Annotated in this window: 15 protein-coding genes; 8 read left to right on the top strand and 7 right to left on the bottom strand. The window is 58.9% G+C overall.

The window, feature by feature from the left end; all coding sequences use genetic code 11:
* Positions 1 to 43: 43 nt before the first annotated feature.
* The 6 genes from hisS (at position 44) to metK (ending at position 7,219) form a co-directional block, all read left to right on the top strand.
* Entirely contained in the window at positions 44 to 1,279 is a 1,236-nt protein-coding gene (hisS, locus tag INR77_RS00550; RefSeq protein ID WP_223072033.1) for a histidine--tRNA ligase, read from the top strand.
* A 104-nt stretch (positions 1,280 to 1,383) separates the two neighbouring features.
* On the top strand, positions 1,384 to 2,451 hold the full coding sequence (gene prfA, locus INR77_RS00545; RefSeq protein WP_223072032.1) for a peptide chain release factor 1: 1,068 nt from the start codon (positions 1,384 to 1,386) through the stop codon (positions 2,449 to 2,451).
* On the top strand, positions 2,448 to 3,272 hold the full coding sequence (gene prmC, locus INR77_RS00540; RefSeq protein ID WP_223072031.1) for a peptide chain release factor N(5)-glutamine methyltransferase: 825 nt from the start codon (positions 2,448 to 2,450) through the stop codon (positions 3,270 to 3,272). Before prfA ends, prmC begins: the two co-directional genes overlap by 4 nt.
* A gap of 253 nt (positions 3,273 to 3,525) precedes the next feature.
* On the top strand, positions 3,526 to 4,158 hold the full coding sequence (locus tag INR77_RS00535) for a DUF4167 domain-containing protein (protein ID WP_223072030.1): 633 nt from the start codon (positions 3,526 to 3,528) through the stop codon (positions 4,156 to 4,158).
* A gap of 32 nt (positions 4,159 to 4,190) precedes the next feature.
* Positions 4,191 to 5,867 (top strand): apolipoprotein N-acyltransferase, encoded by a 1,677-nt coding sequence (gene lnt / locus INR77_RS00530; protein WP_223072029.1) that lies wholly within the window; start codon positions 4,191 to 4,193, stop codon positions 5,865 to 5,867.
* A gap of 104 nt (positions 5,868 to 5,971) precedes the next feature.
* Positions 5,972 to 7,219, top strand: a complete 1,248-nt coding sequence (metK, locus tag INR77_RS00525) for a methionine adenosyltransferase (RefSeq protein WP_223072028.1) — start codon at positions 5,972 to 5,974, stop codon at positions 7,217 to 7,219.
* 111 nt (positions 7,220 to 7,330) lie between these two features.
* Here metK and INR77_RS00520 read toward each other — a convergent pair whose 3' ends face one another.
* From INR77_RS00520 to INR77_RS00505, 4 genes are read right to left on the bottom strand one after another with little or no spacing between them, the layout of a single operon-like run.
* Positions 7,331 to 8,497 carry a CaiB/BaiF CoA-transferase family protein gene (locus INR77_RS00520; RefSeq protein WP_223072027.1) on the bottom strand — a complete coding sequence of 389 codons (1,167 nt, stop codon included), beginning with the start codon at positions 8,495 to 8,497 and terminating at the stop codon, positions 7,331 to 7,333.
* A gap of 5 nt (positions 8,498 to 8,502) precedes the next feature.
* A complete protein-coding gene (locus INR77_RS00515; RefSeq protein ID WP_223072026.1) occupies positions 8,503 to 9,168 on the bottom strand; it encodes a CoA transferase subunit B in 666 nt (221 codons plus the stop codon).
* A complete protein-coding gene (locus INR77_RS00510; protein WP_223072025.1) occupies positions 9,165 to 10,430 on the bottom strand; it encodes a hypothetical protein in 1,266 nt (421 codons plus the stop codon). Before INR77_RS00510 ends, INR77_RS00515 begins: the two co-directional genes overlap by 4 nt.
* Positions 10,431 to 10,436: 6 nt before the next feature.
* Complete coding sequence (locus tag INR77_RS00505; RefSeq protein WP_223072024.1) at positions 10,437 to 11,159, bottom strand: CoA transferase subunit A; 723 nt, start codon at positions 11,157 to 11,159, stop codon at positions 10,437 to 10,439.
* 562 nt (positions 11,160 to 11,721) lie between these two features.
* On the opposite strand from INR77_RS00505, the gene INR77_RS00500 reads away from it, so the two are divergent.
* Positions 11,722 to 14,034: a CDC48 family AAA ATPase gene (locus INR77_RS00500; protein ID WP_223072023.1), complete on the top strand. Its 2,313-nt coding sequence runs from the start codon at positions 11,722 to 11,724 to the stop codon at positions 14,032 to 14,034.
* 4 nt (positions 14,035 to 14,038) lie between these two features.
* On the opposite strand, the gene INR77_RS00495 is transcribed toward INR77_RS00500, so the two are convergent.
* The gene (locus INR77_RS00495; protein ID WP_223072022.1) at positions 14,039 to 14,272 is read right to left on the bottom strand and encodes a hypothetical protein; all 234 of its coding nucleotides are present in this window, start codon (positions 14,270 to 14,272) and stop codon (positions 14,039 to 14,041) included.
* Complete coding sequence (gene polA, locus INR77_RS00490; protein WP_223072021.1) at positions 14,269 to 17,124, bottom strand: DNA polymerase I; 2,856 nt, start codon at positions 17,122 to 17,124, stop codon at positions 14,269 to 14,271. The genes INR77_RS00495 and polA overlap by 4 nt, the downstream gene beginning before the upstream one ends.
* 269 nt (positions 17,125 to 17,393) lie before the next feature.
* Between polA and INR77_RS00485 the strand changes: the two genes are divergently transcribed.
* On the top strand, positions 17,394 to 17,684 hold the full coding sequence (locus INR77_RS00485) for a hypothetical protein (RefSeq protein WP_223072020.1): 291 nt from the start codon (positions 17,394 to 17,396) through the stop codon (positions 17,682 to 17,684).
* Between the two features lie 103 nt (positions 17,685 to 17,787).
* On the opposite strand, the gene INR77_RS00480 is transcribed toward INR77_RS00485, so the two are convergent.
* The gene (locus INR77_RS00480) at positions 17,788 to 18,825 is read right to left on the bottom strand and encodes a serine hydrolase (protein ID WP_370632251.1); all 1,038 of its coding nucleotides are present in this window, start codon (positions 18,823 to 18,825) and stop codon (positions 17,788 to 17,790) included.
* Positions 18,826 to 18,911: the final 86 nt, after the last annotated feature.

The raw sequence follows: 18,911 nt of genomic DNA, 5'->3' as shown, positions 1-18,911 counted from the left end.
TAATCGCGCGGCACAGTTTAGACGCCTGAGACATACAAGAGTTATGAGCAAGAACACTCCCAAAGCCATTCGCGGCACCCAGGACATCTTTGGACCCGAAGCAGAAAGCTTTGCCTTCGTGGTTGAGACGTTTGAGCGGGTGAGGAAGCTTTACCGGTTCCGGCGCGCTGAAATGCCGGTGTTCGAGAAGACCGAGGTTTTCTCCCGCGCCATTGGTGAGACGACCGATGTGGTGTCCAAAGAAATGTATTCCTTCGAAGATCGCGGCGGGGATTCGCTCACCCTTCGCCCTGAATTCACCGCCGGGATTGCGCGCGCCTATCTCACCAACGGCTGGCAACAACACGCACCTTTGAAACTGGCGACGCACGGACCACTCTTCCGTTACGAGCGCCCGCAAAAAGGCCGCTATCGCCAGTTCCACCAAATCGACGCAGAGATTTTGGGCGCGGGCGAGCCGCAGGCCGATGTCGAGCTGCTTGCGATGGCCGATCAGCTTTTGAAAGAGCTCGGGATTGAGGGCGTGACACTGCATCTCAACACGCTCGGCGATGCGGCGAGCCGAGATGCGTGGCGCGCTGGCTTGATCGAATATTTCGCCAAGGTGCGTGGTGAATTATCAGAGGACAGCCAGGAACGCCTTGAGAAAAACCCGCTGCGCATCCTCGACAGCAAAGACCCGCGCGACCGGGCGTTTGTGGCGGATGCGCCCAAGATTGATGAATTCTTGTCTGACGAGGCGCTCGCGTTCTTCGAGAGCGTCACCAGCGGGCTTGATGCGGCAGGCGTGAAGTGGAAGCGCGCCGAGAGCCTCGTGCGCGGGCTCGATTATTACCGTCACACGGCGTTCGAATTCATCCCGGATGAAGGCTCGGCGGCTGCGGGTGCCTTGGGCTCGCAATCGACCGTCCTTGGCGGCGGGCGCTATGACGGCCTGATGGAAAGCCTCGGCGGGCCTCCGACACCAGCGGTCGGTTGGGCTGCGGGGATCGAGCGGCTAGCGATGTTGGTGGGGGAGCGGCAATCCGACCCCCTCGAAGCGATGGTTTTGCTCGAAAATGACGCTGGCCTTCCTCACGCAACGCAGCTTTTGAGCGATTTGCGCAAGGCTGGCTTCGTGAGCGATATGATTGCGTCAGGCTCCAAGAAAAAGCGCTACGATAAAGCGGTCAAGCAGGACCCAAGGGCCATTTTGAGGGTCAATGAAAGTGGCTACTATGGCTATTCGGGTGAGACAATTGACCAGGCCCTCGCCGACTTCTTGAAGGACAAGGTCTAGCCATCTTCGTCATCCCGGACTTGATCCGGGATCCAGGGCGGCGTCACCGTCCCGATCAGGTTGGATTCCGGCCTTCGCCGGAATGACGAAGAGAGTAGCTAATAATGACCATCCCAAAAGAACGTCTCGACCAAATCGCCCATCGCTTCGCCGAATTGGAAGCTCGCATGGCGAGCGGAACTCTCGAAGGCGATGAATTCGTTCAGGCCAGCCGCGATTACGCGGAGCTTGAGCCTGTCGCCAAGATTGCCGCTGAAGTTACGAGCCTTCGCGAGGAGATCACAGGGCTTGAGGAAATGCTCGCTGATCCGGAAATGAAGGATATGGCAGCCGAAGAACTCGCCGCGATTAACGAGGCGCTCCCTGAAAAAGAGCGCGCTCTCGCCATCGCTCTGCTCCCGCGCGACCGGGCTGACAGCAAACCTGCCATGCTCGAAATTCGCGCTGGCACGGGCGGCGATGAAGCGGCGCTTTTCGCAGGCGACCTTTACCGTATGTACGAAAAATTCGCGGCCGAGCAGGGTTGGCGGGTCGAGCCTGTCTCCATGAACGCGTCAGAAGTGGGCGGTTTCAAGGAAATCGTCGCCAATGTCACCGGCCAAGGTGTGTTCGCCAAGCTCAAATTTGAAAGCGGCGTGCATCGGGTCCAGCGCGTACCTGTTACCGAAAGCGGGGGGCGTATCCACACCTCTGCCGCGACTGTAGCAGTCCTGCCCGAACCCGATGAGGTGGACGTTCAGATTGATCCTGGCGACCTCAAAATCGACACCTACCGCGCGAGCGGCGCAGGCGGTCAGCACGTCAACACCACCGATTCCGCCATTCGTATCACTCACGAGCCGACGGGCCTCGTCGTGACCTGTCAGGACGGGCGCAGCCAGCACAAGAATAAAGAAAAAGCGATGCAGGTGCTGCGCGCGCGGCTTTTCGAAGCGCAGCGCGATGCAGCGCAAGGGGCCGAAGCCGAAGCGCGTAAGGCGATGGTGGGGTCAGGCGACCGTTCAGAGCGCATCCGCACCTATAACTTCCCGCAAGGCCGCGTCACCGATCACCGCATTGGTCTGACGCTGCACAAGCTTGAAGAGGTGCTCGCAGGCACTGGGCTCGATGAACTGGTGCAGGCACTGATCGCAGAGGACGAGACCAAGCGGCTGGCGGCTTTGGCGGAGTGAGCGTCGCTGAGGCAATCCGCGCCGCCGCCGCAAAGCTTGGAGCCACAAGCGACACCGCACGGCTCGATGCTGAATTGCTTATGGCGCACGCGCTTAAGGTGAGCCGCTCTGATATGCTTTTGCGGCATATGGCGGACCCTGCACCAGTTGCTTATGGTGATTTGATCGCCCGACGTACAACTCGCGAACCTGTGGCTCACATCACAGGGAACCAGGAGTTTTACGGGCGCGACTTTTCGGTCACTCCCGACACTCTGATCCCGCGCGGGGATAGTGAGGTTCTGATCGACGCTGCACTCGAATACGCTCCAGAAGCACGGCGTGTGCTGGATCTTGGAACGGGAACGGGCGCTCTCTTGGTAACGGCTTTGCTGGAGCTGAAGGAGGCGAGTGGCTGTGCAACAGACAAATCATCAGCCGCGCTCAAAGTCGCAGAACGCAATGCTCGTGCGCTCGGCCTGGACGAAACTCGCGCGCAGTTTACGCTGCGCGATTGGACGAGCGAGGGGTGGGCGGATGATCTGGGCCAATTCGACCTTATCCTGTGCAACCCGCCTTATGTTGAGGACGCTGCGGTGCTCGACCCGGACGTGCGCGAGTTTGAGCCCGCGTCAGCGCTTTTCGCAGGAGCAGAGGGGCTTGATGACTATCGCATTCTCCTCCCTCAGATGCGCGGGTTGATGACTGAAAACGCAATCGCGGTTTTCGAGATCGGAGCCGCGCAATCAAAGGCCGTTACCACCATTGCCAAAGCTCATGGCTTTGACGTTACGGTACGCAATGACCTTGCGGGAAGGCCGCGTGCGCTAATCCTTCGTTGACGAAAAAGTCATCAGGGCTTGGCAAAAGCAATAAGGCTCGCTAGCTATCGAGTCGGAACACCGCTTCGCGCATCGACGCGAAACGCTGAACCAAGCTCCAAATTCTTTGTGAACGACCTTAGCGGGGGCTCCCCACGGGTCAGGCAAAACAGGATTTGAGAAAGCCGCGTTGGCGGCGCGTTAGACGAAAGGTCTGCTGGCCTCAGGTGCAAGATTGAACAAAGCATCTCGGCCATAAACAGGAAGATTTTCCTTGAATAACAATCGCAATAACAATCGTCGTCGTGGCCGCGGCAACCGTGGCAACCAGGGCGGCGGCAACAATCAGAACCGGATCGACAGCCGCGCACGGGGCAATGCGCCCCAGCTGCTCGACAAGTACAAGAAGCTTGCGCAGGACGCACAGCATAATGGCGACCGTGTTCAGGCCGAATATTACCTGCAGTTTGCCGATCATTATTTCCGCGTGATCGCCGACAATAAGGCGCGTCAGGAAGAGGCCCGCGCAAAGCGCAATGAAGAGCGCGGCGGCAATAATGACGACAGCGACGATGAGGATGGCGACAACAACCGTCGCCGGAATAACAATCGCCGTGGCCGCTCGCGCCGCGACGATCAGCAGGATGATGCCCAGAACGAAAACGCCTCAGACGATCAGGGCGAAGAAGGCAATGAGGGCGAACCGGCAAGCGCCGATGAAGAAAACGCCAAGCCCAAGCGCCGCGCCCGCAAACCAAAAGCGGACAAGGGTGATGGCGATGAGGCACCGAAAAAGCGGACCCGTCGCAAAAAGGCGGATGATCAGGGTGAAATCGACACCTCGGTTCTTCCCCCCGCCATCGGCGCTGCGTCCGATGACGACAGCGACCTCGAAGCGGTCGGCTAAGCAGCTACCCTAGGCTTGAGGGGGTTGCGGGTATGAGCGACGCGGCGCTGGACCCTGGTGATAGCAGGCTGGCTTCCGTTTGGAGCCGTATCACTGAATTCGCGAGCAAATGGCCGGGGTTGACCTCGGCGTTTCTTGGGCTGGTGGCCGCGCTTGGCTATCCCCCCGTGCATGGCTGGTGGATCGCGCTTCCCGCACTTGCGCTGTGGATCGCGCATTTGCGCCAAGCGAGCGGCTGGCGCGGCGCTTTATGGATTGGTTGGAGTTTCGGCTGGGCGCATTTGACGCTCGCCAACAATTGGATCGCGACCGCCTTCACCTATCAAAGCGATATGCCCGAGTTGCTCGGCTGGGTGGCGGTGCCGCTTCTGTGCATTTACCTCGCGGTCTATCCCGCGCTGGCGGCTCTGGTAGCGCATTTGCTCGCGCGGCGAAGTGGTGTGCTGGCGTTTGGCGCAGTGCTCGCAAGCGCTTGGATTGTGACCGAATGGCTGAGGAGCTGGGTATTTACGGGTTATCCATGGCCGCCTTTGGGGCTGATATTGCTGGGGGATTGGGATTCCGCCGGCATGGCTACATTACTTCCGTGGCTTGGAACTTACGCCTTGTCCGGATTAACTTTGTTCTACGCTGCATTTCTTGCGTTTCTGCCAAGCGCCCCATGGTCCAAGAGGCGTTGGGAGATGGTGCTTGTAGCAGCTGCATTCCTCGGCAATCTAGCTTTCCTTATGGAAAGGGATGATAGGCGAGTTCGCCTAGATCTTATCGACAAGACCGACATCAACTACACCCTCGTCCAGCCGCTGATCCCGCAAGAGGAAATCAACGACGGCTCCAAATTCGAGGAGCAGTTTCAGCGCATTGCCCGCCTCACCGCCAAGAATTCCGACCAATCGCGCCTCGTCCTGTGGCCCGAAAGCGCGGTGCCGGATTATCTCGAAGACGGTTATCCGCAGCGCTACTACACCCGCATGACGGCGGGCGCTGACCCGGCGTTCGCTAGGGCGCGGATCGGCACGGTGATCGGCCCGCAATCGACCCTGCTGACAGGCGTTGTGAACCTCAACATTGGCGAAGGCGAAGACGGCATCCCGCGCGCGCTTTCGGCCCGCAATTCGGTGCTCGCTATCAACGGTGAGGGGGAGATCACCGACCACTACGCCAAAGAGCATCTGGTGCCCTATGGCGAATATCTGCCGATGGAAGACATTCTTGGCGCTATTGGCCTGTCGCGGCTAACCTCGGGCACGATTCCCTACATCCCCGGCCCGGGCCCTGAGACGCTGGACCTCGGCATACACGGCAAAGCGGGCATTCAAATCTGCTACGAGATCGTGTTCTCCGGCCAGGTGGTCGATCAGGACAATCGCCCCGATTACCTTTTCAACCCGTCCAACGATGGCTGGTTTGGCAGCTGGGGGCCGCCGCAACACCTCGCCCAAGCCCGGATGCGCGCGATTGAAGAGGGGCTCCCCGTCCTTCGCTCCACCACCACCGGGATCAGCGCGGTGATCGATGCCAACGGCAATGTCACCCAACACATCGCGAGCGGCGAAGCGGACGCTATTCATGGCCAAATCCCGGAGGCTAAAGCGCCAACGCTTTTCTCCAAGCTTGGCAATGCGCTGCCCTTGATATGGGCAGCAGTGCTAGCCACTCTAGGGCTGGGTCTTCCAAGATTACTTGCCTTGCGGAGCGCACGCAGCTAGGACTTCACGAGTTAGACATAAAGACTTCCTTATATCTTGATAAGGGCGTCAGAATCCTGTCTCCCTAGTCCATTGGACCCCCGTTCTGGAAGGCCACGTACACAATGCGCAGCAACTATCTTTTCACCTCTGAAAGCGTTTCCGAAGGTCACCCCGACAAGGTTTCGGATCAGATTTCGGACGCCATTGTCGATCTCATGCTGTCCAAAGACCCTGAGGCGCGGGTTGCGTGCGAGACGATGACCACGACCCAGCGCGTTATCCTCTCAGGCGAAATCCGTTGTAAGCCAATGTATGACAGCGAGAACGAGGACTGGGCCGTCAACGGCGGCTGGGCTCCGGGTGCGAAGGAAGAAATCGAACAGGCGGTGCGCTCGACCGTGCGCGACATCGGCTATGAACAGGATGGCTTTCACTGGAAGACGCTTGCGTTCGAAAACCACCTTCACGGCCAATCAGCTCACATCGCACAAGGCGTGGATGCAGGCGCGGAAGGTTCAAACAAGGACGAAGGCGCGGGCGATCAAGGCATTATGTTCGGTTTCGCCTGTGACGAAACGCCTGATCTGATGCCGGCAACGCTCGATTATAGCCACAAAATTCTGGAGCGGCTTGCAAAAGACCGCCATTCGGGCGCTGCGCCTTTCCTTGAACCTGATGCGAAGAGCCAGGTCACTCTGCGCTATGAGAACGGCAAACCGGTTGCCTGCACCGCTGTTGTGGTCAGCACTCAGCACGCCGAAGGGTATGACGAGGGCGCGAACGAGGCAGAATTGCACGCCTATGTGATGAATGTTGTCGGCGAGATTTTGCCGGATGGTTTTATTTCCGACGAAACCCAATGGCACATCAACCCGACCGGCAGCTTTGTGATTGGCGGACCCGATGGCGATGCGGGGCTCACAGGGCGCAAGATCATTGTCGACACCTACGGTGGCGCGGCCCCACACGGTGGCGGCGCATTTAGCGGCAAAGACCCAACCAAAGTGGACCGCAGTGCGGCATACATCACCCGCTACCTTGCAAAGAATGTGGTGGCTGCGGGGCTTGCGACCCGCTGTACGATCCAGATCGCCTATGCCATCGGTGTGTCAGAGCCGCTCTCGCTTTATGTCGACACACACGGGACCGCAGCAGAGGGCGTCACCGATGCAAAACTCGAAGAAGCGATCCATTCCATCGACAAGCTCGGCGGGCTTACCCCCCGCGCTATTCGCACCCATCTGGGCCTAAACAAGCCGATTTACCGAATCAGCGCAGCCTATGGCCACTTTGGCCGCACCGCAGATGGCGATACCTTCCCATGGGAACGCACCGACCTCACTGAAGATTTGAAGGCAGCGCTTGCTTAACTAAGGCCAGCGGCGCGAACAAAAAGGGCGCTCTGGTTTAACCGGAGCGCCCTTTTGCTTGGTCTGATCTCAAGCGCGTTGAGCTTTAGGACTGGCGGCTTTGAAGATGGCTTACTCGCCTGATTTGGGCGTGTGCTCGCCGAGCATGGGCGAAGGATTGTCGAGCGCCAATTCACCCTCGGAGAACGTGAAGGGGCTGCGCACACTCGGCATCCCGCCAAGGTCCACGCGAAGGCCGCGGGCGATCACTTGCGGGTCGGCGAAGACCTCGTCTAGCTTGTTGATGGGGCCAGCGGGAATGCCGTGGTTGGCGCAAGCCTCAAGCAGGGCCTCCTTGCTCCAAGTGGCCGTGGCTTTCGCGATCTCAGCGTCGAGCGCGGCTGCGTTTTCGACCCGTCCGCCATTGCTCGCAAAGCGCGGATCTTTGGCCAAATCTTCGCGCCCCAGCATGGCGACAATCCGCGTGAACAGTCGATCATTGGCGGGGGCAAGGATTACGTGCCCATCGCTCACCGGGAAAACACCGTAGGGTGCCACTTGCGCGTGGGTGTTGCCCATGCGCGGTGGATTTTGGCCTGTGTTAAAGAAATAGGTCGCCTGATTGGCCAGAAGCGCAACCGAGCAATCAAGCAGGCTCATATCAATATGCTGCCCCCGCCCTGTTCGATGACGCTGCAAAAGCGCGGCCTGAATACCGTTCGCGGCATAGACGCCGGTCGAAAGGTCGCTGATTGAAATGCCCATTTTCACAGGGTCGCCGGAAGGTTCTCCGGTGAGAGACATGAAGCCGCTCATCCCCTGTATGACGAAATCATAGCCCGCCTCGTGCGCGCGCGGGCCCGTCTGGCCAAAGCCGGTGATGGAGCAGTAGACGAGCGCGGGATTGGCTTTGCCTAGCGAAACATAGTCGAGCCCGAATTTGGCGAGGCCACCGGTCTTGAAGTTTTCGATCAGGACATCGGCGTCTCGCGCAAGATCGCGCACCCGTTCCAGATCGTCCGCATCGCCGAAATCCGCGACAATCGAGCGTTTGCCCCGGTTGGCTGCATGGTAATAAGCCGCCTCGCGTCGTACCTCGCCGTCGGGCCCTTTGCGCTCGACCCAAGGCGGGCCCCAAGCGCGCGTCCCATCGCCTTCGGGGCTTTCCGCCTTGATGACATCAGCGCCCAGATCGGCAAGGATTTGTCCCGCCCATGGCCCCGCGAGCACGCGCGCAAGCTCAAGCACTTTAAGCCCGGCAAGCGGCGCATTTGGGTTTCGGGGTTCGTTTAGCCACATAAGGGCTAGGCCGCTTCGAGCGCCACCTCATAGGCCGCGCTGGTGCTCGCCGCGATGTCGTCTTCGCTGATACCCGGAGCAAGCTCGATGAGCTGAAAGGGGGCGCCTTTCGCCGCGCGCTTGAATACGCCGAGGTTGGTGATGATCATATCGACCACGCCAGCGCCCGTGAGCGGCAGGCTGCATTCGGGGATAAATTTGGGTGAGCCGTCTTTTGCCGTATGGTCCATGACGACAATGATTTTCTTGACGCCCGCGACCAGATCCATCGCGCCGCCCATGCCCTTGATCATTTTGCCCGGAATCATCCAGTTCGCGATGTCACCATTCTCGGCAACTTCCATCGCGCCAAGCACGGTCAAGTCAATATGCCCGCCACGGATCATCGAGAAGCTCGTCGCGCTATCGAAATAGGCGGAGTGGGGCAGTTCGCTGATCGTCTGCTTGCCTGCGTTGATGAGGTCTGGATCAACCTCGTCTTCATAAGGGAAAGGTCCGATCCCCAGCATCCCGTTCTCGCTTTGCAGAGTGACCAGCATCCCTTCGGGGATGTGGTTGGCGACGAGCGTTGGGATGCCAATTCCAAGATTTACATAATAGCCATCTTCGAGCTCTTGCGCTGCGCGCGCGGCCATTTGATCGCGGGTCCAGCCCTTTGGTTGATCGCTCATTGTTCACTTCCTGCAGAGATGAGGGGTTGGGGGATCAAGAACCAGCCATCGCCGATCAAAGGCTCGAGGCTTTGCGCATCGGCGGGGTTCTTGAGATAGTCGTAAAGCTCGTCGAAATCAGAGCGCGTGTCGCCTGCAATCGCGATCAGACAGCTGATTTGCGAAAGTTCTTCGCGAAGCGTTTGCTTGCGGTCCTCGCCTGAGCGCACAAGCAGCACACGATCTTCATTATTGAGGTCGAGCCCTGAATATCTGAGCGCGCGGCTGATCGCATCGAGTTTGTCGATGCTGTTGCCCGAAATCCATGCAATCGAGATACCGTTCAAGCGAAGCTGGTTAAGGCCGCGCGCAAGACCTGATGGTGGTCGAGAAGCGGTTTTTGAATCGAACAGGCCACCTTTCGGATCAAGGTCGATCAGAATTGTCGGGGCAATCCCGCTGCACTCAGCACGCTCAGGCGTAAGCGCAATCCGGTCCAGCAGCATCGCGCTCACAGGTGTCTCCTCCGAGCTGATTTGGCGCGAATTGGCATAGGAAAGCAGTTGATTGATGCCTGCAGTGGCAAAGGCGCTCTGCCCTAGGGGCTGGCCAGATACGGGCGCAGGCGGCTCGCTCGGAGGGATCGCGGCGACTGCTGGCTCCTCAAGCGGCTCGCGCGCCGAGGGCACTGCATCGGGCAGCATGGTGGTGCCAGCGCCAAGCTGTGCAGCGGGCGCGCTTGCGGGCGGCGTTGTTGCTGTGCCCGACATCACCGGCGGGATTGCCGCAGGCGCAGCTGCAGGAGATGGTGTCAGATCGCTTTGAGCAGGCTCTGGCAGGCGGGTCACCGGGGACATGGGTGCAGATGCCGGGCGCGCCGATACGCCTGAGCGCACTATGGCAACCGTTGGCGGCGGTGTTGTGGCAGTGATCGGTTCGGCTGGCGGAAGATTGGGGCCAGCAAGTTCCGGTGCACGACCAAAACGACCCTGTTCTTGCGCACTTTGAGCCAATTGCGGTGTACGCCGTGTGGTAACGGGCGATGTGGTTGTTTTGGGCGCAAGGTCAGCGTTTGCTTGCGGCTTGCTTGGGGTATTAGCGGCGACCTCAACCACGGGGGAGACGCTGGTTGCAGCCTCGGCGGAAGAATTGCCGCGTGAAATTTGTTGTTCCCCGATAAGCCCACCAGCGGCAATCGGAATGGCTGCAGCGACGCAGCCTTGCAGTGCCAGCGCAGCCCCCGACAGGAGCGCCAATCGTGCAGTTTGTTGTGTGACCCTCATGCCCCTTTACGCGTCCTCTCTTGTGCGAACTGTGCGGAACTCAATTTTCTTGTCATATGGCGCGCCAAGGATCAGTCGGTTTACAAAGACGCCTGGCAGATGGATTTCGTCGGCCTCAAGCGCGCCTGCTGGCACGATTTCCTCGACTTCGGCCACGCACACCTTGCCGCAAGTCGCCGCCGGCTGGTTGAAATTGCGCGCGGTCTTGCGGAAAATGAGATTGCCCGTCTCATCGGCTTTCCACGCTTTGATCACAGACAGATCGGCGAAAATGCCGCGCTCAAGAATATAGGTGGACATGACCCCGTCCTGATCGGGAAATTCGGCGTGCTCCTTGCCCTTGGCAACTTCGGTGCCGACGCCTGTCTTGGTGTAAAAGCCGGGAATTCCCGCACCGCCTGCGCGCATACGTTCGGCAAGCGTGCCTTGCGGACAAAACTCGACTTCGAGCTCACCGGCGAGATATTGGCGCTCAAATTCCTTGTTTTCGCCGACATAGGACGAGATCATTTTCTTGACCTGCCGGGTGCGCAAGAGCTTGCCGATCCCTTCATTGTCGATGCCCGCATTGTTACTGGCAAAGGTGAGCCCGGTGACCCCGCTTTCCTGAATTGCGTCCAAAAGGCGTTCGGGAATGCCGCAAAGTCCAAAACCACCTGCGGCTATAAGAATGTCATCTTTGAGCACGCCTTCGAGTGCGGCGGCGGCGTTGGGATAAATCTTGGACATAAAGCTTAGCCTGTCGGTTTGAGGGACTATTGAATGGGTGCGCGCGCCCGATAGAGCGCACGCGCTTGCTTCTATATGGCCTCCGGGCGGCGCTGGCTACTCGCTTGGATTGCCTCTGACACGAATTTGTCAGGTGGAAGGGATGGGGCAATCCGGCATTAGACACCCCGATTTGCCTAAAGAATAGGCAATAGCCTATATTTTAGGCTGCAATATTTGCGAGAAATAACATAACTGTCATATATGAGGCAGCCTGTGTTGCGTTTCCTGCAACTATAAATGCGGCTTTCGCACTTGCACAAAAAGTGGTTCGGGAGCAGTAATCACTCATGCCTTTCAGGCATCCTCTCCCAAACTTTCAAGCCCGGCCCTTGTGCCGGGCTTTTTTTCGCCCATGGGTTTTGGTCAGCGATGCGCCGCCACAAAGGCTTTTTTGTGTAAGCCTCGCCAAAGCAGTGGTTTGCAATCGCGCGTCGCGCATCCTAGCTAAATCAGCGCATTGCGGATCAATCCGCAGTCAAGCCAGTTTCCAACGGAAAGCTAAACGCGAAGGACACGTTCAATGGCAGACGCCGACACCGACACTGGATCATCCCGCACGGCCGTGCGCTTGCAGGTGGCGCCAGCCCGGCAGGAAGAATCGGGCCAGGGGGTCGCACGTATGCCGCGCTCTGCCTTCCAAAAGCTTGGTATTACCGAAGGCGATGTGGTTGAAATTTCTGGCAAACGCTCAACCGCGGCGATTGCGCTTCCTGCCTATGAGGAAGACGAGACGCTCGATGTAATCCGCCTTGACGGGTTGCAGCGCGGCAATGCGGAGGCTGGCTCTGGCGAACACGTCAACATAACGGCGGGTAAATCGCGCCCTGCAACCCGCGTGGTCTTTGCCCCCGCACAGCGCGATATGCGGCTGCAAGGACCGACACAGGCGCTAAAGCGTAACTTTTTCAAAAAGCCTCTTGTCGCGGGCGATCTGGTTGCCACCACCGGACAGCAGCCGGTGCAAAATATGCCATCGGATGTGCGCCAATTGCTGCGCGCGCCCGCCTATGCGCTCACCCAAATCCGCCTGTGCGTTCATTCGACCAACCCCAAGGGCGTGGTTCATATCGATGAGAACACCGAAGTCGAGTTGCGCACTGAATTTGAAGAGCCGCGAGATGCGCGCGGTGCGGTGAACTATGACGATGTGGGCGGGATGGATGAGACGATCCAGGCCTTGCGCGAAATGGTCGAATTGCCGCTGCGCTATCCTGAGCTCTTTACCCGTCTGGGTGTCGATCCGCCCAAGGGTGTTCTGCTCCACGGCCCTCCCGGCACGGGCAAGACGAGGCTTGCGCAGGCTGTCGCCAGCGAGAGCGACGCCGAGTTTTTCATCATCAACGGGCCGGAAATCATGGGCTCGGGCTATGGTGAAAGCGAAAAGCGCCTGCGCGAAGTTTTCGAAGAGGCCTCGCGTGCCTCGCCAGCGATCATCTTTATCGATGAAATCGACTCGATCGCGCCCAAGCGCACTCAGGTGCCGGGCGAAGCGGAAAAGCGTCTCGTCGCGCAAATGCTGACCCTTATGGATGGGCTGGAATCGCGCGCCAACATCGTCGTGATCGCGGCCACAAACCGTCCCGATGCGATTGACGAGGCGCTGCGGCGTCCGGGCCGCTTTGACCGCGAGATTGTGGTGGGCGTGCCTGATCCCACGGGTCGCCGCGAAATTCTAGCTATTCACACGCGCGGTATGCCCTTGGAAGACAAGGTTGACCTGAACGAGCTTTCTCGCATGACGCATGGTTTTGTTGGCGCTGACCTTGCTGCATTGGCGCGGGAAGCTGCGATTGATGCGGTGCGCCGGATCATGCCGCGCCTTGACCTTGATGCGCGCGAGATACCACCAGACGTGCTCGAAGACCTGTGCGTCACGCGCGGCGACTTTCTCAATGCTCTTAAACGCATCCAACCCTCGGCCATGCGCGAGGTGATGGTGCAGATGCCCAATGTCGGCTGGGACGATATTGGCGGTGTGGGCGATGCGATTGAGAAGCTCAAAGAGGGTATTGAAATGCCCTTAAAGAACGCAGAAGGGTTCCGACGCCTTGGGATTCGCCCCGCTAAAGGCTTTCTCCTCTACGGTCCTCCCGGCACAGGCAAAACCTTGCTTGCAAAGGCTGTTGCCAAGGAAGCCGATGCGAACTTCATTTCGATGAAATCCTCCGACCTTTTAAGCAAATGGTACGGTGAAAGCGAGCAGCAGATCGCGAAGCTTTTTGCGCGCGCAAGAGCCGTTGCGCCCTGCATCCTGTTCATCGACGAAATTGACAGCCTCGTGCCAGCGCGCGGGAGCGGGCAGGGCGAGCCCCAGGTGACGGGCCGCGTCGTTAACACCGTGCTTGCTGAAATGGATGGCCTTGAAGAGCTGCAATCAGTGGTCGTGGTCGGGGCAACCAACCGCCCGACCTTGATGGACCCCGCGCTGCTTCGTCCCGGCAGATTTGACGAACTTGTCTATGTCGGAACACCTGATCTTGAGGGGCGGCGTCATATCCTTGGCATTCACACCGAGAATATGCCGCTTGCCAGCAATGTCGACCTTGATGAAGTCGCGGCGAAGACCGACCGCTTCACAGGCGCAGACCTTGAAGACGTGGTGCGCCGCGCCGGCCTTGGCGCTTTGCGGCGCATGGGCGGGGAAGTGTCTGCGGTGGAGATGCAGGACTTTGACGATGCATTGGAAGACAGCCGCGCCACCGTCACACCGCGTATGGAAGCAGAGTACCGCGCGATGCGGGGTGAGCTGAAAAAGCGCGCCGTGGAAGCGCAGCCAATCGGCTTTTTCGCGCCTGAAAACCTGCACAAGCACAAGGATAACGAAGGCGATTAGCGCGTTAGGCTCTGCTTGAGGTGAAAGCGCAGATTGATCCGAGTAAGGCGAGTGCAAGCGCGGACAGGCCGTATGGGGTGACGGCCTGTTCGTGCATCACAACGCCGCCAAGCGGATCGAAATAGCGCCCCTCGTCATTGTAAGGGAGCGCGCGACGCGCGTTCCATATCCATGCCAAGACCCCTGCGCCAAGGAACAGCAATATCGCCGCCACCCTTAGTGCAAGTTTTAAACTCAATGCGCCGCATCCCAGCTTGACCCCGTGCCAATATCAATTGCGAGCGGCACGTCGAGAGTGACAGCGGGAAGCGCGGCCTCTGCCATTACGCGCTCAATGATGGGAGAGGCGGCTGCGACATCACCTTCCGGCAGTTCGAACACCAATTCATCGTGCACTTGCAGGAGCATCCGCACGTCCTTTAGGCCCGCATCACGAAGCGCAGGCAGCATCCTCGCCATCGCCCGCTTGATGATGTCGGCGCTGGTCCCTTGAATGGGCGCGTTGATCGCGGCGCGCTCTGATCCTTGGCGTTCGGCCTGGTTCTTGGATTTGATCCGGGGGAACCACGTCTTGCGACCGAACAATGTTTCGGAATAGCCGCGCTCGCCGACCGTGGTCAGCGTTTCGGAGATATAGCGCTGGATGCCGGGGAAGCGTTGGAAATAGGTGTCGATCATGGCTTGCGCCTCGTCGGGCTCGACCTCAAGGCGTCCGGCAAGCCCCCAGCGCGAAATGCCGTACAGGATTGCGAAGTTGATCGTCTTGGCGCGCGCGCGGGTATCGCGCGTGACTTCGCCAAACATCTCGGTTGCGGTGCGCGAGTGGATGTCTTCGCCATTGGCAAAGGCTTCCTTGAGTGTCTCCACATCGGCCATATGCGCCGCCAGACGCAGCTCGATCTGGCTGTAGTCGGCAGCGAGCAGGACGTTGCCGTCTTCGGGCACGAAAGCCTCGCGAATTTGTCGCCCGATGGGCGTGCGGATGGGGATGTTCTGCAGGTTGGGATCGGTTGAGGACAGTCGCCCGGTTTGTGCACCAACCAGACTATAGCTTGTGTGCACGCGGCCTGTATCGGGATTGATCTGGGCCTGAAGCGCGTCGGTATAGGTGGATTTGAGCTTCGACAAATGCCGCCATTCGAGCACCTTCTTGGTGATCTTGGCCGCTTCGGGATCTGAGCTCAGTTTCTCAAGCGTGGCCTGATCGGTAGAATAGGCACCGCTCTTGCCTTTCTTGCCACCCTTGAAGCCCATCTTGTCGAACAGGATTTCGCCCAATTGCTTGGGGCTTCCAACCGAGAATTCTTCACCAGCCGCCTCGTGGATGTCTTTTTCAAGCCGCGCGGTTTCGGTGGCGAACTCCTCTGAAAGCTTGGCAAGCCGTGCGCGGTCGACCTTGATGCCTTCGCGTTCCATCCCGGCAACCACCGGGATAAGCGGGCGATCAACGCGTTCGTAAATGCTGCTGCCGCCTTCTTCGGAAAGACGGGGTTTCAGCATCCGATAAAGGCGCAAGGTCACGTCCGCATCCTCGGCGGCATATTCGGTCGCGCGGTCCAAGGGCACTTCGCCAAAGGGGATTGCCTTTTTGCCGGTTCCGCAGACCTCCTTGAAAGATAAAGGCGTGTGGCCAAGGTGGCGTTCGGACAGCTCGTCCATGCCGTGTCCGCCACCGATACCCTCACCTCGCCCTGCGTCGAGGTCAAAGCTCATCACCATCGTGTCTTCGATTGGTGAGACACTGATCCCGGAGCGGACAAGGACATTCAAATCATACTTGCCGTTCTGGAAGACTTTGAGAACGGCATCGCTTTCAAGCATCGGTTTGAGCGCGGCGAGCGCCTCGTCCATCGGCACCTGTTCAGGCTTTTCGGCGAACATATCGTCGCCGCCCCCCTCACTCGTATAATGCGCCAGCGGGATGTAGCACGCATCATTAGGGCCAAGCGCGAGACTGACGCCCACAAGATCGGCCTGCATCGCGTCCAAAGAGGAGGTTTCGGTATCGACCGCGACGAGGCGCGCAAGCGTGGCGCGCTCCACCCATTCTTGAAGGCGGTCTAGCGCTTGTACCGTCTCATAGGCGCTTCGATCAACCTTGGGCATTTCGGGAAGCGGCTGGCGGTTACCTTGCTCAGTGCCCTTGTCACCGCTTGTATCCGCTTTAGCAGGATTGAGATTGTTCGCGCGTTCGGGCGAACCGGAACCTGCACCGAGGCGTTTGAGAAGAGAATTGAACCCATGCGTCTGCAGAAACTCTGCGAGCGGCTCCTCAGGGATTTTGCCGAGCTCCATATCCTCAAGCGCGACGGGCAGGTCGCAGTCCTCTTTAAGCGTCACCAGAACGCGCGATAGTTCTGCATCCTTGCGGCCTTCGATCAGCCGCTCTTTGAGCTTGGATTTTTTCATATCCGGCGCTTGATCAAGCGCAGCGGTGAGCGAGCCATGTTCTGCGATGAGCTTCGAGGCGGTCTTAGGTCCAACGCCATAAATGCCCGGAATATTGTCGACGCTATCCCCCATCAGCGCCAAAACATCGCCAACCAGATCAGGGGTCACGCCAAACTTGTCTTCGACTTCCTCCACATAGATGCGCTGCGATTTCATCGTGTCGAGCATATCGATGCGTGCACCGTTTTCCTCGCCCACCAATTGCATCAAATCCTTGTCGGAAGAGACGATGGTGACGTCCCACCCCTTGCGCTGTGCCTCGCGGGCGTAGGATGCGATGAGGTCATCGGCTTCCAAACCCTGTTCCTCGATGCACGGCAGGCTAAAGGCGCGGGTCGCATCACGGATCAGCGGGAATTGTGGCCGCAAATCTTCAGGCGGCTCTGGCCGGTTGGCTTTGTATTCGGGATAAATGTCGTTGCGAAAGCTCTTCGAATCCTTGTCGAGGATCACCGCCATATGGGTCGGACCATCGGCTTCATCCAGATCAGAGGCCAGCTTCCACAGCATGGTGGTGTAGCCATACACTGCGCCCACCGGGGTCCCTTCCGGGTTCGTAAGCGGTGGCAAGCGATGATAGGCGCGGAAAATATAGGCCGAGCCGTCGACGAGATAGAGGTGCTTTTGCTTATCTGACATGAAGCCATCGCTAGCACCGTGCGAGCGCCCGCGTAAGAGCGCTTAGGACGCTTTAGCCCGATAGATCAGATCGCCGGGACTGCGCGCCCAAATGTGGCGACAATAAGGCCAAAATGAGGCGTGTTGCCACATTTTACTTGTCTTGCCCCATTTCTGCCATTATTTAGACAGCAGTGCCGAGCGGGTTCTTTTGAATGAAGTCGCGAGGCTACGGCGCTTTCCCTTTGGAGGGGGTGCGTTTCTTCTACGCTGAATAAGGAATTATCATTATGCGTAAGTTTGTTCTTGCCGCTGCTGTTGCAACTTCTGCTCTTGGCCTTGCTGCTTGCGGTGAAACCGCAGACGCAGTTGGCGAAACCGGCGATGCAATGGCTGCAGACGCTGCTTCGATCGCTGACGATGCAACTGCTGCTGCTGAAGAAGGCGCTGCTGCTGCTGGTGAAGCTGCTGGCGATGCTGCTGCTGCAACCGAAGAAGCTGCTGGCGACGCGGCTGCTGCCGTTGAAGGCGCTGCTGACGAAGCAGCTGCTAACGCAGAAGCAATGGTCGACGGCGAGTAATTCGCAAGTGACTTTGGCTCGCGCTCTGCGCTGAGCCATAAAGAAAAGGCGGCGCCCCGTTCGGGATGCCGCCTTTTTCTTTGCCTGAAAGCGAAGCGAGCGGTTAGCCGCCACCCATGCGCGGCGCGCTGGTCCATGTGCGATCTGCGCGCGCTTTGGCATTGAACCCGTCGTAAATCGCTCTTGCGATCTCGGCAATCCGCGCCTCGCGCGCGCGGCGTGCACCCTGGCCCGTTACATAGATGGCCACGGCAATCGCGCGGCCATCCGGGCTTTCGATAATACCAACGTCAGAAGATGTGTTGTTGAGCGATCCGGTCTTGTGGCTAACCCGCGCTTCGCCGGGCATATTGGCGACAATCCGGCGTTTGCCGGTAACCGTACGGCTCATCGCGCCGAGCAGCACGCGGCGGCTTTCCTCGCTCAAGAATTCGCCCCGATAAAGCCCTGCAAGAAGGCGCACCATCGCTTTGGGAGTGGCCGCATCGCGTTCATCAATCCAGTTGGCCGGATCATATTCGCCATCGTCGCGCACCAGAGTTGCGATGTCGCGGTCGATGGAAAAGTCAGTGATCCCCTGACGGCGCATCCAGTTGTTCACAGCAGGCGGCCCGCCTACAGCTGCGAGAAGCGCGTCGGTTGCCGGGTTGCTGGAGCGGGTGATCATAATCTCGATAAGGTCAATCGCTGCCATCGTATTGCCCTTGCGCACAGGTGCGGCTGGCGATGAGAATTTGGCAGAGCGCACCGGGATAAGCAGCGGAAACTCACTGGTGAGTGAATAGCGCCCCTGCTCCACCATTTCGAGATAGGTGGCAGCGACTGCGATTTTGCTGGTTGAGGCCATCGGGAACAATTGGTCACCCAGCACGGTGACCTGCTCGCCGGTTGCCAAGTCCCATGCCGCAACGCCAATGCGCCCCTGACTGCCATCGGCGAGCTGCGCAATGCGTTGTTCAAAGCCGCTCGCGTAAATCGCTTCAAAGGTTGAGGGCGCGCGCGCTTCTGTACCAAAGGCATCGTCAAAACTCGCCTCAAGGGCGTTATCCTGAGCGAAAGCGGGCGTTGAAAACATCGCCAAAGCAAGCGCGAAAGGGGCTGCTTTGCGTGCGAGCGAAGTAAAAAGAGATTGGAGGGCCATAGGGGGCATATACTTCCAACAGGGTTAGCGTGAGCTTAAGCCAGTTCTAAGGCTCTTAGATGAAGCGCGGCAAGAACAGCGTGGTG

Origin of the sequence: Erythrobacter sp. SCSIO 43205 (assembly GCF_019904235.1) — a bacterium.
Lineage (GTDB): Bacteria > Pseudomonadota > Alphaproteobacteria > Sphingomonadales > Sphingomonadaceae > Erythrobacter.
Note: the sequence above shows the minus strand (reverse complement) of the source record. Positions and strands in the feature narration are given on the sequence as shown.